We start from the raw sequence: 14,178 nt of genomic DNA, 5'->3' as shown, positions 1-14,178 counted from the left end.
TCAGACCAGCACGGAATCGGCCCGCAGATCGCGCGGCGTGATCAGACCCGAGCCCGCAGGCGCATGAGCCGGGTCGCTGCCGAGTTCGACCGGCCGGTTCTTCTCGTCGACGAACACGACCCGAGGCGCGTAGTCGGCTACTTCCTGCTCGTTCATCACCCCGTAGGCGATCAGAATGACCAGGTCACCTGGGTTCACCAAATGCGCTGCAGCTCCGTTGATTCCGATGACCCCGCTGCCGCGCTCACCGGTGATCACATAGGTTTCCAGCCGAGCCCCGTTGTCGATATCGACGATGGTGACCTGCTCGCCTTCGAGCAGATCGGCGGCCTCCATCAGATCCTGATCGACAGTCACCGAGCCCACGTAGTGCAGGTCTGCATGCGTGACGGTGGCGCGATGGATCTTGGACTTCATCATGGTACGAAACATCGTGTCACTCTCCACTTTTGGGATCGTCGGGGTATTCAAGAAAGCCCGTGCCGACGGCGACACCGACGTTGTCGATCAATCTCGTGGTGCCCACCTTGGCTGCCACGAGCAGTCTGCCGTCTCCGCGCTCGGGAGCCGGGCCGAGATGCGGGTCTCTTACCTCGAGGTAATCGACCTGCACCAGCGGTGCCTCGTCGAGGACCGCACGCGCAGTGGCGATGATGGCCTCCGTGCCGCCCGCCGCAGCGTGTGCCCCGGCCACCAGCGCGGCCGACAGCGCCATCGCCGCATCGCGCTGCTCGGCATCGAGATACCGGTTACGCGAGGACAGTGCGAGACCGTCCTGCTCGCGGACCGTCGGTACCCCGATGACGGCGACGTCGAAGTTCAGATCTCGCACCATCTGCCGGATCAGCGTCAGCTGCTGATAGTCCTTTTCCCCGAAGTACGCGCGATGGGGAGCCGCGATCTGCAGCAGCTTGGCGACGACGGTGAGCATGCCCGCGAAATGCGTTGGCCTGCTGCCGCCTTCGAGTTCTGCGCCGAGCGGTCCGGGATTGACGGTGGTGCGCGGACCCGACGCATACATGTCCGATACCGACGGCGCGAAGACCAGCTCGACGCCCTCCTCGCGGAGCAGAGCGACATCGGCGTCGAGGGTTCGTGGGTAGGCATCGAGATCCTCGCCGACCCCGAACTGAAGGGGGTTGACGAAGATCGACACGATGACCACCGCGCCGGTGAGCTTGGCCTGGCGTACCAATTGCAAGTGACCTGCGTGCAGCGCGCCCATGGTCGGCACCAGCGCGACCTGCTTCCCGACACCCCGTAGGGCCTTGGACACCGACGTGATCACCGCGGGATCGTGGTGAACTGTCAACTGCCCCTTGGTGTAGCTACCCGCGAGGGTCATTGCTTCCCTTCCAGAAGTTCGATCAGGTCTGCCCTGGCACCGATGCGCTGCGCAGAGCGAAGAGACAGCGCCCGATACCCGGCAGCGATTCGAGGATCGACGGTCCCCAGCACGTCGAGGTGCTTACCGACGGCGGCGGTATCGCCTCGGGCCACCGGGCCGGTGAGCGCCGATTGCCCGTTGCGCAGTGCATTGTCCAGCGCAGCTTCGAGCAGTGGAGCCAGAACACGCTCGGGCACACCACGTTCGGCGTCGGAGCCAGGAAAACCCGGTCCGGCCAACGCAACTCGAAGCGCTTCGACCGCGTCGACCACAAGGGTGACGAGGTGATTGCTACCGTGCGCGAGCGCAGCGTGGTAGAGCGCCCGATTGTTCTCGGCCACATGCACCGGCTCGCCGCCGATCTCGAGCACCAGAGCCTGCGCGACGGCGTAGCCGATCTCGTCACTGGCGGTGATGCCGAAACACGCAGCCGTCATCCGGTCGGTGTCCTCGGCTCTGCCGCTGAAAGTCATGGCCGGATGGATCGCGAGAGGCACGGCACCGAGGGCGGCCAGTGGTTCGAGGACCGAGACGCCGTTCGCACCGGAGGTGTGCACCACCAACTTGCCGGGCGCCACCGCTCCCGTTGCTGCCAGGCCGGCGACGATCGACGCCAGTTCGCTGTCCGGCACAGCAAGAATGAGCAGTTCTGCGCGGCGAGCGACGTCGTCGACCGGCAGAACCTGCGACTCGGGCAAACGGTCGCGCACCCGAGCGAGCGACGCGTCCGACACAGCGGCAGCACCGACGACAACGTGTCCGACGCGTTCGAGCGCCTCACCGAATGCAGTACCTACCCGCCCGGCCGAGACGACACCCACCGTCAATCGAGCTGGAGACAGACCACCAGTGAACCCTGATGAGGTCACCGAAAACTTCCTCTCGTTCGTTCCAGTCCCGCTCGGCGGGTACCAGACGTCCTGCAGGGAACAATAGCGACAGCGGCACCGACGGTGCCATGGAAAACCGGTGTGATCTGGTTCTCAGTCTGCGCGACGGCGACGACGACGGGTGCCTGCGTCGGTGGTCGTCATGTCGGCCGAGTCGCCGCCGGCCAGACCGGCCATGATCTCGGCCACGGATCGGCCGTTCGAGTGTGCGCCGGTGGCATCCTCGTCGGTCGACTCTGCGCGCCTACGACCGCGCCGAGGCGAACTGGAAGTATCCGCAGCCGAAGTCTCGTGGTCACGATCGGCCGAGAAGAACGCATCCGCCGATTCACGCAGCGCACTGCGGGACGCCGGGTAGGGGTCGCCGTCCTGGGTCGAGTCCGATCCGTAAGCAGGACCGGAAACGTAGTCCGCTGCAGGCTCGGTCTCGGAATACTCGGGCTGATGAGGCTCGACGGGGGTCGAGTACTCGGGGGCCTGGTACTCGGGGGCCTGGTATTCCTCGGCCACGTCGGCCTCGGCCTCGTACGTTTCCGCGGCGGGCCGAGGTTCGTAGTCCTGCGCGTCCGGCTCCGCTGCCGGCGGACGCGTCTGCTCGAAGTTGTACGCCGTGAACGGCGAGCTGGGCGGAGTGACTCGCGCGGCCGGCCTCGGCGCGCCGTACGGACGCGGCCGCGCTGCCGGGCGCTCGAAAGCACCGGCCTCGTCCACCGCCGTTGCCGTCGCGTCGTAGCTCGGCTCCTCGGTCTCGAACGAGTTCTCGGCGTACGAAGCGTGCGCGGCGGTGGCCTGCGGCATCTCGTCCGGTCCTTCGGGGTACACCACCGACGTCTCGGCCGTGACCGGCTCGTCGTAGGGAGTTCCGACACCGTTGCTGTTCCCACCACCGGGGATGTACAAGCCGGACGGCGCAGGCTGGTAGCTGTCGTATCGTCGACCGCCGAGTTCCTGCATTCTCATCGCCTCGGCCCGCAACGCGACACGTTCGGTCGGCAGATTGCCGTCGAACAGCACCTGCAGGTTCTGGCGGAGCGCGGCGAGTTCGTTGCGCAATGCTGCGACTTCGTCGATCTCCATTCGCGATTCGCTACGAACCCGGGCCTCGACGCTCATCTCGTACTCGCGTCGTGCCGAAATTTCACGGGCCAACTGCAACTCGTAGACCGTCTGCAGATCCTTGGCCTTGGTCTGGTCCGCAGCCGATTCCCGACGGTACTTGGTCATTGCGAAAGCACCGATCACGGCAGCCCACAGCGCCGACAGAACGCCGACCCTCATCCACTGGACACTCTCGGTGAACAACAGGAACACGCTGGCGACGATGCCGAACACGACGAGCGCCGCAAGAAACAGCTGGCTCGCACTACGCCTGTTTCGGCGCCCCTTCTTTGCGCGAGTCTGATCTGTCATGTTCACAAGGGTAACTGGCAACCCGTTCGCAAATAGTCATCCTCGGCCGATCGCTTACACAACCGAGGTAACAATCAAATGTTTCGTGCGTTACCGGGAACGCTCGTCGTCCCGATCTTTCGGGGTTCGGCAACACTGCTCGAGCCACACCGCGGCACCGACGACGGCCACTCCCGCAACCAGCGCCACCATCGCCCCGACCCGATCGGACGACGCGGCCCGCACCGTCGTGGCGCGCGGCATCACATACACCAGAAATCCGACACACACCCCGGCGACAGCCGTCCCCACCAGCATCGATGCCTTCGCCAGCACCAGTGCCCTGTAGACAGTCAACGGATTCAGATCGTGCAGACCGGTGCCCACGCGGTGCTCCGCGATGCGATTGCGGACGATCACCGCGGTCACCACTTCCACCACCGCCACCAGATACAACGACGCCCCGGCGTACACCGGAATCGGCGGCAACGAACCGTAGAAAACCCGGACCAGCAGCCAAGTGCCGACCGAGGCGACCAGGAAAATACCCAAGACATCCCCGACCTTGGTGGGATTGGTCACCACAGGCGATCACCGATGCCGTCGAGACGTACGACTCCGGCACGCTCCTCCGCACTCAATCGCGACAGCAACTCGGTCACCGGCACATCCTCGTCACCGACGCGCAAGGTGGCGTCGGGTTCGACGTCCAGCCATGGCAGCAGCACAAACGCCCGCTCGTGCGCGCGGGGATGCGGCAGTAGCAGTCGAGGGTCTTCGCTGATCACGTCGTCGCACACGATCACGTCGACGTCGAGGCTGCGTGGCCCCCACCGCTGCACTCGAACGCGATCCGCCGCTTCCTCGAGTTGCTGCCCCAGGCGCAACCAGTCCCACGGGTCGTACGCGTCGTCCTCGGCCACCAGGGCCGCATTGAGAAAATCCTGCTGCTCGACGCCACCCCAGGGCGCAGATCGGTACACGGCCGAAAAGGCCACCAGTCGCGATCCCAATTCTGTTGTCACAGAACGCAAGTGGCCCATCGAGTCGCCGATGTTACTGCCGATCGACAGCACCGCACGCGTCACATCCGCTCCCGGTACGCCACCACGGCCACGTCCTCGAATGACAGCGGGATGGGGGCAGACGGCTTGTGCAGCACTACTTCCACCGCGTCGACGCGGGAATCGTATGCCAGCACGACCTCGGCGATCTCGGCAGAGACCGTCTCGATCAGGTCCCTGGAAGGTCCCGAGATCACGGCCGCGGCACGTTCGGCCAGTTCGCCGTAGTGCAGCGTCTCGGTCAGATCATCGGTCTCGGCTGCGGGACGAAGATTCATCCACACGGTGATGTCGACGACGAAGTCCTGACCGTCACGCTTCTCGAAGTCGAAGACTCCGTGATTGCCGCGCACCGTCAGGCCACGTAGTTCGATGCGGTCGCTGCGACGCGTTCCGAGACCGGCGCGGCCACTGACCTTGGGGCCACTGATCTCGCGGCCACTGATCTTGGGGCCACTGCTCTCGCTCATGCCCGATCACCCTGCCATGCCTTCACCACGGCGACCGCGTCGAGTGACGCCTGGACGTCGTGCACCCGCACACCCCATGCGCCGCCTGCGACGGCGAGTGCCGATACGACAGCCGTGGCGATCTCACGTCCGTCCGGCGGTCGAGGCGAACCGTCTTCGTCGGCCAGAAGCGACCCGAGGAAGCGTTTGCGAGAGGCACCGACGAGTACCGGAAAACCGGCCGCCACCAGCTCGGGTAGGCCGCGAAGCAGTTGCCAGTTGTGCTGGGCGTTCTTGGCGAAGCCGAGGCCGGGGTCGAGCACGAGCGCCGATTCGTCGACCCCCGCGGCCACCGCACGATCGACCTGTTCCAGTAGTTCGCTGCGTACGTCGGCAACCACGTCGTCGTACCGGTCGGCCGGACCGGAGTGCCGATACTCGGACCCGGCGGCACGCCAGTGCATCAGGATCCACGGCAACCCGCCGTCCGCGACCACCCCGGCCATGGCCGAATCGGCTCGTCCGCCCGACACGTCGTTCACTATCGACACGCCCGCCTCGATGGCGGCCTCGGCGACCGAGGCGCGCATCGTATCGACGCTGGTCACCACGCCTTCTGCGGCCAGCGCTGCGATCACCGGCACCACACGCTCGGCCTCGAGAATCGGATCGATTCGGTCGGCCCCTGGACGCGTCGATTCACCACCGATGTCCACGACGTCGACTCCGCGGCGATGCATCGCCAACCCGTGCTCGACGGCGGCGTCGACGTCGAGGTACCGACCGCCGTCGGAAAAGGAATCGGCAGTGACGTTGAGAACGCCCATGACGACGGGGGCCGACGGGATACTCCTCGCAAGACTCATCGGGTATCGACCGGTCGCGTCATTTCCGCAGAATCAGGTCCAGTGCTTCCGAACGCGATGCCGCGCTGGACTGCAGCAGACCGCGCACGGCCGAGGTGGTGGTGCTGGCCCCCGGCTTGCGAATTCCGCGCATCGCCATGCACAGGTGTTCGGCCTCGATAACGACGATCGCTCCGCGCGGGTCGAGCTTGCGCATCAAGGCGTCGGCGATCTGACTGGTCAGACGTTCCTGCACCTGAGGGCGCTTGGCGTACATGTCCACCACGCGCGCCAGTTTCGACAGGCCCGTGACCTTGCCGCTCTTGCCGGGGATGTATCCGACGTGTGCGACGCCGTGGAACGAGACCAGGTGGTGCTCGCATGTGGAGTACATCGGGATGTCGCGGACGAGTACCAGTTCCTGATGTCCCTCGTCGAACGTCGTATTCAACGCCGTGTCCGGGTCGGTGTAGAGCCCGGCGAAGATTTCGCGGTAGGAACGTGCGACGCGGGCCGGGGTGTCGAGCAGGCCGGGGCGATCGGGATCCTCGCCGACGGCGATCAACAACTCACGTACTGCGGCTTCGGCGCGAGGCTGGTCGAAGACTGCCCCGGTGGCGTAGGCAACCGTCTGCTCTACCGCTCGCTGCTCGACTGCCGGGACTTCTGCCGAGCCGCTGGTCGACTCGTCGGTCCGATTGACTGACACGTGAACGTACCTCCGTTTGGGCTTCACGAATGTGACGGCTGGGCCCACCTGCAACGGTCCGAAGAGAACAATTGCGGATGAGCCCAACACAGTTCGAACGACGTGCTGGGCCGACCGTCACGATCGACCCAGCAAGCCTAATGACAGGCCTAGCGGTACGAACCCCCCGGCCCTTCCCATCGGTGCGTCTGCGGACCTTCGTCGCCGTCGCCGTCGCCGTCTCGCTCGTCGCGCCGCGAATCCTCGGACGAAGTGTCGCCGGAACGGTCGTCGCCGGGAAGCGGGTAGTTCTGCGACGGACCGGGCACCTGCCACGACGGAGCCGACGGCTCCTCGTGGGCGGAAACGTCCGCGTTCTCGCCGTACGGAGGCGCGTGTCGAGACGTCCGACCTTGATCCCGCGTATCCGGCCGGAACGGATCCGGCTGATACTGCGGCGGTTGGTAAGCCTGTTGGCCGGTCGGCGGTTGGTACGACGGCGGCTGCTGATACGTCGGGTGCTGTCGGTAGGTCGGCTGGCCCTGAGGAGGCTCGTACCGATTCTGTTCCGGCCGATCCGATTCCGGCTGCTCACGAGTCGGCTGGTTCTGGGCCGGTGGAGTGGTCGGGCCTTGGTAGCGCGGGACCGACGGCTGATCGCGCGGCGGCCATCCCGGAGCAGACCATCCTGCCGGAGCGCCGTAATCGGGCCGTGAACCCGAGTTGGGGGCCGGCCGTGGTTCCGGTCTGCGATAGCCCTCGGAGTAGCCGCCCTCGTTAGGAGCACCACCGTTGGGAGCACCACCATAATTACCGTTGGGGCCACCGCCGTTGTAGCCGCCACCATGCATCGGGCCGCCGTTGCTCGTGGCACCGTTGCTCGGAATCCCGTTGGTCGGGGCACCGTTGGTCGGGGCACCGTTCGTCGGGGCACCGTTCGTCGGGGCACCGTTCGTGGGAGCGCCGTTCGTCGGAGCACCGTTGACCGGGCCGCCGTTGTATCCGTTGCTTCCGTTCGGGTAGCCGCCCTTGCTCAGCTGCGGCGAACCGGAGTAGCTGGGCTGCGGAACCTGTTGCGGCGGAAGCTGTTTCGGAGCCGGCGGCACCGGAGGCCATGGCTCGCCGCGCTCGGCGGCGAGTTCGCGCGGTGTCTTGACCGGCGGCTTGTCCGAGGGCTTGCGGTCACCGAAGTCGTTGAACAGGGTGATCCGCGGGCGTTTTATGACGCTGTGGAAGATCTTCTCGAGGTCCTTGCGGGTGAGCGTCTCACGTTCGAGCAGCTCGGAGGCGAGGGTGTCGAGCAGGTCGCGGTACTCGTTGAGGATGGCCCACGCCTCGGTGTGCGCAGCCTCGATGAGCTTGCGCACCTCCTCGTCGATCTCGCGGGCGACCTCGTGCGAGAAGTCGGACTGCTGGCCCATCGAACGGCCGAGGAACGGGTCGCCCTGTTCCTGCCCGTACCGAACGGCTCCGAGCTTGCTGCTCATGCCGTACTCGGTGACCATCGCGCGGGCGATCTTGGTGGCCTGGTCGATGTCGGATGACGCACCGGTGGTCGGCTCGTGGAAAACGAGCTCCTCCGCCGCGCGGCCGCCCATGGCCATCACGAGACGAGCGATCATTTCGGACCGCGTCATCAAGCCCTTGTCGTCCTCGGGCACCGTCATCGCATGGCCGCCGGTACGACCGCGCGCGAGGATGGTGACCTTGTAGACCGGCTCGATATCGGGCATCGCCCACGCGGCGAGTGTGTGTCCACCCTCGTGGTACGCGGTGATCTTGCGCTCGTGCTCGCTGATGATGCGGCTCTTGCGACGCGGACCACCGACGACGCGGTCCACCGACTCCTCGAGGGAGGCCTCGGTGATGACGGTGCCGTTCTCACGCGCGGTGAGCAGTGCCGCTTCGTTGATGACGTTGGCCAGGTCTGCACCCGACATTCCGACGGTTCGCTTGGCGAGACCCTCGAGGTCGGCGTCCTGAGCAACGGGCTTGCCTGCCGAGTGCACCTTCAGGATTGCTCGACGGCCGGCCAGGTCGGGGGCACCGACCGGGATCTGCCGATCGAAGCGGCCCGGACGCAGCAGCGCGGGGTCGAGGATGTCGGGGCGGTTGGTCGCGGCGATGAGGATCACGCCGGTGCGCTCACCGAAGCCGTCCATTTCGACGAGCAACTGGTTGAGCGTCTGCTCGCGCTCGTCGTGACCGCCGCCCATACCTGCGCCGCGCTGGCGACCCACGGCGTCGATCTCGTCGACGAAGATGATACAGGGGCTGTTCTGCTTGGCCTGCTCGAAGAGGTCGCGTACTCGGGATGCACCGACACCGACGAACATCTCGACGAAGTCCGAGCCCGAGATGGTGAAGAACGGGACACCCGCCTCGCCTGCGACGGCGCGCGCGAGCAGGGTCTTACCGGTTCCGGGAGGGCCGTAGAGCAGCACGCCGCGCGGGATCTTGGCACCGAGCGCCTGGTAGCGCGCCGGGTTCTGCAGGAAGTCCTTGATCTCGTACAGCTCTTCGACGGCCTCGTCCGCACCTGCCACGTCGGCGAAGGTGGTCTTGGGCATGTCTTTCGTCAGCTGCTTGGCCTTGGACTTGCCGAAGCCCATGACTCCGCCGCGACCGCCACCCTGCATGCGGCTCATCACGAAGATGATCACGCCGAGGATCAGGACCATCGGAAGAATCAGCAGCAGGAAGGAGCTGAACCAGCTCTCCTGAGTGACGGTGGTGTTGTAACTTTCGAGACCTTGGGAATCGACCTTGTCGAAAATCTGCTCGGACGCCGAATCCGGGTACTTCGCGATGATCTTCGTTTCGTTGTCCGTGCCATCGGCAGCCTGTTTGAGGGTCAGCCGAACCTGCTGCTCACGGTCGTCGATCTGCGCGGACTCGACGTTGCGATCGTCGAGCTGGGCGATCGCCACCGAGGTGTCGACCGTCTTCCAGTCCCGCGTGTCGTTACCGAAGTAACTGAAGGCATAGATCACCAACAGAATGCCGAAAACGATGGCAAGATTTCGTATTACTGTCTTCCGATTCATACAGCTTCAGCCGACTCGGCCGTGTCCTTTCAGTCCGCTCCCGCGCGCTGGCTGCTCCCTGCCCGCCGGATACTCCAGGCTAGCGCGAGACTCGGACATCTGACTCGCTCATACCTGGCGCTCTGCGTCCACGCACCTGTTTGCGTCGACGCTTCTTCCCCTCCAACGACCGCACTCCCCCGGCAGTTCCCCACCTCTTCGGCACCCTATCCGCATCGATGGACCATTGCATACGTGTCGGCGCGGCAATGGTCCATTCACGCGGGGAGGTTCACGCGAACCGGGTGGACCGAACGACTCGGCTCAGCTGTAGACCTTGGGGTCCAGCAGGCCGATGTACGGCAGATCTCGGTAGCGCTCGTTGTAGTCGAGGCCGTATCCCACGACGAATTCGTTGGGGATGTCGAAGCCCACGTTCGCGACCTCGACGTCGACCTTGATGGCGTCGGGCTTGCGCAGCAGGGTCACCACCGAGAGCGAGGCAGGCGAGCGGGTCGCGAGGTTGCGCTTGAGCCAGCTCAGCGTCAGACCGGAGTCGATGATGTCCTCGACGATCAGCACGTGGCGTCCGGTGATGTCGCGGTCGAGGTCCTTGAGAATTCGGACGACACCGGACGACGACGTCGACGATCCGTAGGAGCTGACCGCCATGAACTCGAGCTGCGCCGGGATGGGCAGGGCCCGGGCGAAGTCGGTCATGAACATGATCGCGCCCTTGAGGACACCGACCAGGAGCAGGTCGCCTTCAGGGGAGCCTTCGGGGTACCGCTTGGCGATCTCTTCTGCGAGTTCCGCAGTGCGCGCTTTGATCTGTTCCTCGGAAATGAGAACCGATTCGATGTCGCCCTCGTACACGGGGTTTCCCTTCATTCGTTCTCCAGGCCGACGCTCAGCCTGCCACGTCGGCGCGAGCACACCAACCTGGCGTCGGGCGTTCCGCCTGGCAGGGCAACCCCGCCCTGGCCAGTCCACCGTACGACAAGGGCGTCGACGGCTCGGAGCTGTCGATCGGTCGATGACGTCACTCCCCGGCCGAGCAACCACCGGCGCAGGACGCGGCGGCGTACTGCGGGGGCGAGCGTCTCGATCGCCGAGACCTCGATGTCCGGTCCGTCGGTGTCTGCAACGGACCCGGCAAGCGCGTCGAGCACGTCGCCGTCCTCACGCAACTGCTCGGCCGTCCGCGCGAGCGCAGCGGCGACGCCGCCGCCCAGCACGTCCTCGAGCAACGGCAACACCTCGTGGCGCAGCCGCACCCGAGTGAAATCGGTATCGGTGTTGTGCGGATCCTCGAACGGCTCCAGCCCCAGCTCGACGCACGCGGCCCGGGTGATCGCCCGCCTGACTCCGAGCAGCGGACGGCCCCACGGTGCGGCGAACGCCGTCATGCCCGCAATCGACCGCGGCCCCGATCCGCGGCCCAATCCCAGAAGCACCGTCTCGGCCTGGTCGTCGAGAGTGTGCGCCACCAGCACCGACGCGTCGCCGCGGGCGAGATTCAACGCGTCGTATCTGGCTCTGCGGGCCGCTGCTTCCGTTCCGCCCGAACCGGTGACGTGCACCGGCAGAACGCGCGCGTCGACCACACCCAACTCCAGCGCCCGCGCCGCCGCCGTTGCCGCGACCTCGGCCGAACCCTCCTGAAGACCGTGGTCAACGATCAGCGCACGCACGTTCGGGGCCTCGGCCACACTCGCGGCCGTCAAGGCGAGCGAATCCGCGCCACCGGACAGCGCAACGGCAACCGGACCGGGGTGCGCACCGAGCCACGCCCGCACCGCATGCCTGATCTCGAGCAACGCGGGGCCCTCGGGCCTTCTGGGTCGTTCCGCGGGCTCCACTCCCTCGGGTAGGACCACTAGCCCAGAACTCGCGCGATCCACGCGTCCGGGTCCTCGATTTCCGACAGCAGCGGCAGCGTGTCGGGGCCCGTCCACACGGTGTTGAAGCGTTCCATTCCCACCGCGGCGACGACGTGATCGACGAATGCCTTGCCGCGGACGTACTGCGCCATCTTCGCGTCCATTCCCAGCAACGCCCGGACGACGCGTTGGAGCGGGTTGACCTTGCGTCGCCGCCGCTGGTCGAATGCACCGCGAATCTGCGTCACGGTCGGCACGACGGCCGGCCCGACGGCGTCCATCACGTGGTCGGCGTGGCCTTCGAGCAAAGTACCGAGCACCAGGAGCCGATCGATGGCGTCGCGCTGCGGCTGGGGTTGGGTGGCACGCAGCAGGCCGACGATGCCTGCGTCCTCCGATTTTGTCGTTCCGCTCGGATTCTTGCGGGCCTTCAACGCACCGGTCAAACGATTGGCGACGTCCGAGAGTGGCTCGTCGGTGCCGTCGGAGAGCACCCCCACGTTCTCGCGCATGTAGCCGCCGAGCCACGGCGCGGAGGAGAACTGCACTCGGTGCGTCACTTCGTGCAGGCACACCCACAGGCGAAAGTCGCTGGGCGAGACGCGCAGTGCCCGTTCGACGGCAATCACGTTCGGTGCGACCAGCAGCAACGTTCCGTTCTCCCCGGTGAACGGATCGTACTGTCCCAGAATGGCACTGGAGAGAAAAGCCAGCATCGCGCCCGCCTGAAGTCCTGCGGGTTTTCCGCCGAGGAGCCCCGACGGTGGCGTGTCGTCGTCATCCCCGGTGAGGTGCTTCATCGACGACGCGGCCGCGGCGATCCAGCCTGCTCGATCGACCACCTGTGCGTCGGGCACCGGGAGTCCGTCGGCCAGACCGGTGGTCTCACGAACCGGCCCCTCGGCTCGAATCGATGCGGCGGCAAGCTCTTCCACGGCCGCCTCGGCGGTGTAGCGCGAGGTGGCCGGACCCGGCCGGGCCAGCTTTGCCCCGGCTTTGGCGGCCACCGACCAATCGACCGCACCGGCGAACCCGGACGTGCTCTCGTTCTCGTCGGCACTCGCCGCTGCTGCTGACTTCACTGGCAACCACACAATCTCAAGGTCGATGCCACGGCATCGAGGGCGGGGCGACTGACCTCGGGTGGCCGGTCGTTCGACATCAGCGCGAAGGTCAGCACACGGCCGTCGACATCGACGACGTATCCCGCGAGAGCGCTTGCATTGGAGAGGGTTCCGGTCTTGGCCCGCACCCAACCCGCTCCGGTTCGATCCCCCGAGGCATACCGATCCGACAACGTTCCGGTGGCACCGGCGACGGGCAGGTAGTCGAGCATCGGACGCAACGTCGGCTGTTCGGATCCGGCGGCCGAGGTCAGCACCTGATCCAGCAGTCGGGCCGGAATCTTGCCGTCCACCGACAGCCCACTGGCATCCTCCAGAGCCAACCCGGCCATATCGAAACCCGCCGTGTAGAGAGTCTGTCCGATGGCCGCCACCGCGCCGGAAAAGCTTGCCGCCGTGTTCATGTCGATCGAGAGTTCGCGTCCGACCGCCTCGGCGAGGACGTTGTCGGAGCGATAGATCATCTGCTGCAAGCGGTTTCGCAGCGGGGCGGACTGCACCGACGCGAGCTGATCGGCACCCTCGGCGGCCGTACCCGTCGTCACCGCCGCCGGATCGACGCCCAGTCCTGCCGCCAGCGCGCGGCCCGCGTCGAGCGCCGGAGTTGTGCTGCGGGGAGACTCGTCGACGAGCGGATCGGACCGTCCGCCGTCGAGCATGATCGGTTCGATCGGGGTGATGGAACCGGCGGCGATGTCGGCTGGAAACCAGCCCTGCGCCATGGTGTCGCCGGAGTAGATCGAGGTATCGACGCTGATGCTCCGTACCGTCGTTCCGCTGCGGCGGATCTGCTCCACGAGATCGTCGATGCGGGCCGCGCCTGGATAGAACCCGACGGTGCCGACCGGCAGTGCGGTGAGCGTGGGGTCTCCGCCCGCGATCAGCACGATGTTTCCTTCGCCGCTGCCCTGGACGACGCGAGTGGTGACGCGGTGATCGGCCGGGAGCGCGAGCATCGCGGCGGCCGCGGTGAGCACCTTGGTCGTCGAGGCCGGAGTCATCGGCGCATCGGGGTTCCGGGACCACAGAACCTGGCCGGTCTGTGCGTCGGCGACGGTTCCGGTGAAGGTGCCGAGATCGGAATCGTCCACCACGCCGGCCAGTGCGCCGGCCAGCCCCGCCGAGCTGGGCGACGGTGCGGACTCGGGAAAGGCAGTGATCTTCGGGTTCGGCAGCACGGTGTCGGGCGGCGGCGCGATCGCGGTCTCGGCACCGTCGGACACCGACGGGAGCACGAGCGCGGCGGTGGTCACGGCAAGGATCACCACGAACACCGCGCACAGCGTCAGGATCAACCGCTTCTTCCTGCGCCGCCGGCCCGCTGTAGGACCGAGGAACCGCCGTGTCAGCCCCGCCACCGTTCCTCCGTCATTGCCGTGGTCGTACCCATGATCGTCCAGTCAACAGTATCCTCGGGTCCGGTAGCCTTGCGC

The 14,178-nt window shown here is 66.3% G+C and carries 14 protein-coding genes; all 14 read right to left on the bottom strand.

Going from position 1 to position 14,178, the window contains the following annotated elements; translation table 11 throughout:
- The 14 genes from panD to dacB all read right to left on the bottom strand — a co-directional run bounded on the left by panD (position 1) and on the right by dacB (position 14,103).
- Positions 1-432, bottom strand: a complete 432-nt coding sequence (panD, locus tag ACQR3T_RS14430) for an aspartate 1-decarboxylase (RefSeq protein WP_032380718.1) — start codon at positions 430-432, stop codon at positions 1-3.
- 4 nt (positions 433-436) lie between these two features.
- A complete protein-coding gene (gene panC, locus ACQR3T_RS14425; protein ID WP_428693858.1) occupies positions 437-1,345 on the bottom strand; it encodes a pantoate--beta-alanine ligase in 909 nt (302 codons plus the stop codon).
- Entirely contained in the window at positions 1,342-2,256 is a 915-nt protein-coding gene (locus ACQR3T_RS14420; RefSeq protein ID WP_032380129.1) for a Rossmann-like and DUF2520 domain-containing protein, read from the bottom strand. The genes panC and ACQR3T_RS14420 overlap by 4 nt, the downstream gene beginning before the upstream one ends.
- Positions 2,257-2,370: 114 nt before the next feature.
- Positions 2,371-3,687: a DUF6779 domain-containing protein gene (locus ACQR3T_RS14415; protein ID WP_428693857.1), complete on the bottom strand. Its 1,317-nt coding sequence runs from the start codon at positions 3,685-3,687 to the stop codon at positions 2,371-2,373.
- 90 nt (positions 3,688-3,777) lie between these two features.
- Positions 3,778-4,248, bottom strand: coding sequence for a DUF3180 domain-containing protein (locus ACQR3T_RS14410; RefSeq protein ID WP_032380716.1), 471 nt, complete (start codon positions 4,246-4,248; stop codon positions 3,778-3,780).
- A complete protein-coding gene (gene folK, locus ACQR3T_RS14405) occupies positions 4,245-4,754 on the bottom strand; it encodes a 2-amino-4-hydroxy-6-hydroxymethyldihydropteridine diphosphokinase (protein WP_428693856.1) in 510 nt (169 codons plus the stop codon). The genes ACQR3T_RS14410 and folK overlap by 4 nt, the downstream gene beginning before the upstream one ends.
- Positions 4,751-5,200, bottom strand: coding sequence for a dihydroneopterin aldolase (gene folB, locus ACQR3T_RS14400; RefSeq protein ID WP_428693855.1), 450 nt, complete (start codon positions 5,198-5,200; stop codon positions 4,751-4,753). The genes folK and folB overlap by 4 nt, the downstream gene beginning before the upstream one ends.
- The gene (gene folP, locus ACQR3T_RS14395; protein WP_428693854.1) at positions 5,197-6,045 is read right to left on the bottom strand and encodes a dihydropteroate synthase; all 849 of its coding nucleotides are present in this window, start codon (positions 6,043-6,045) and stop codon (positions 5,197-5,199) included. The genes folB and folP overlap by 4 nt, the downstream gene beginning before the upstream one ends.
- 19 nt (positions 6,046-6,064) lie before the next feature.
- The gene (gene folE, locus ACQR3T_RS14390; RefSeq protein ID WP_428693853.1) at positions 6,065-6,733 is read right to left on the bottom strand and encodes a GTP cyclohydrolase I FolE; all 669 of its coding nucleotides are present in this window, start codon (positions 6,731-6,733) and stop codon (positions 6,065-6,067) included.
- Between the two features lie 149 nt (positions 6,734-6,882).
- Positions 6,883-9,759 carry an ATP-dependent zinc metalloprotease FtsH gene (gene ftsH / locus ACQR3T_RS14385; RefSeq protein WP_428693852.1) on the bottom strand — a complete coding sequence of 959 codons (2,877 nt, stop codon included), beginning with the start codon at positions 9,757-9,759 and terminating at the stop codon, positions 6,883-6,885.
- 303 nt (positions 9,760-10,062) lie between these two features.
- Complete coding sequence (gene hpt, locus ACQR3T_RS14380) at positions 10,063-10,614, bottom strand: hypoxanthine phosphoribosyltransferase (protein WP_032380712.1); 552 nt, start codon at positions 10,612-10,614, stop codon at positions 10,063-10,065.
- 11 nt (positions 10,615-10,625) lie between these two features.
- Positions 10,626-11,600: a tRNA lysidine(34) synthetase TilS gene (tilS, locus tag ACQR3T_RS14375; RefSeq protein ID WP_428693928.1), complete on the bottom strand. Its 975-nt coding sequence runs from the start codon at positions 11,598-11,600 to the stop codon at positions 10,626-10,628.
- A gap of 17 nt (positions 11,601-11,617) precedes the next feature.
- Positions 11,618-12,715 carry a zinc-dependent metalloprotease gene (locus ACQR3T_RS14370; RefSeq protein ID WP_428693851.1) on the bottom strand — a complete coding sequence of 366 codons (1,098 nt, stop codon included), beginning with the start codon at positions 12,713-12,715 and terminating at the stop codon, positions 11,618-11,620.
- On the bottom strand, positions 12,700-14,103 hold the full coding sequence (gene dacB / locus ACQR3T_RS14365; protein ID WP_032380125.1) for a D-alanyl-D-alanine carboxypeptidase/D-alanyl-D-alanine endopeptidase: 1,404 nt from the start codon (positions 14,101-14,103) through the stop codon (positions 12,700-12,702). Before dacB ends, ACQR3T_RS14370 begins: the two co-directional genes overlap by 16 nt.
- Between the last annotated feature and the right edge of the window lie 75 nt (positions 14,104-14,178).

The organism is Rhodococcus sp. IEGM1428 (genome assembly GCF_050321865.1).
Lineage (GTDB): Bacteria > Actinomycetota > Actinomycetes > Mycobacteriales > Mycobacteriaceae > Rhodococcoides.
Note: the sequence above shows the minus strand (reverse complement) of the source record. Positions and strands in the feature narration are given on the sequence as shown.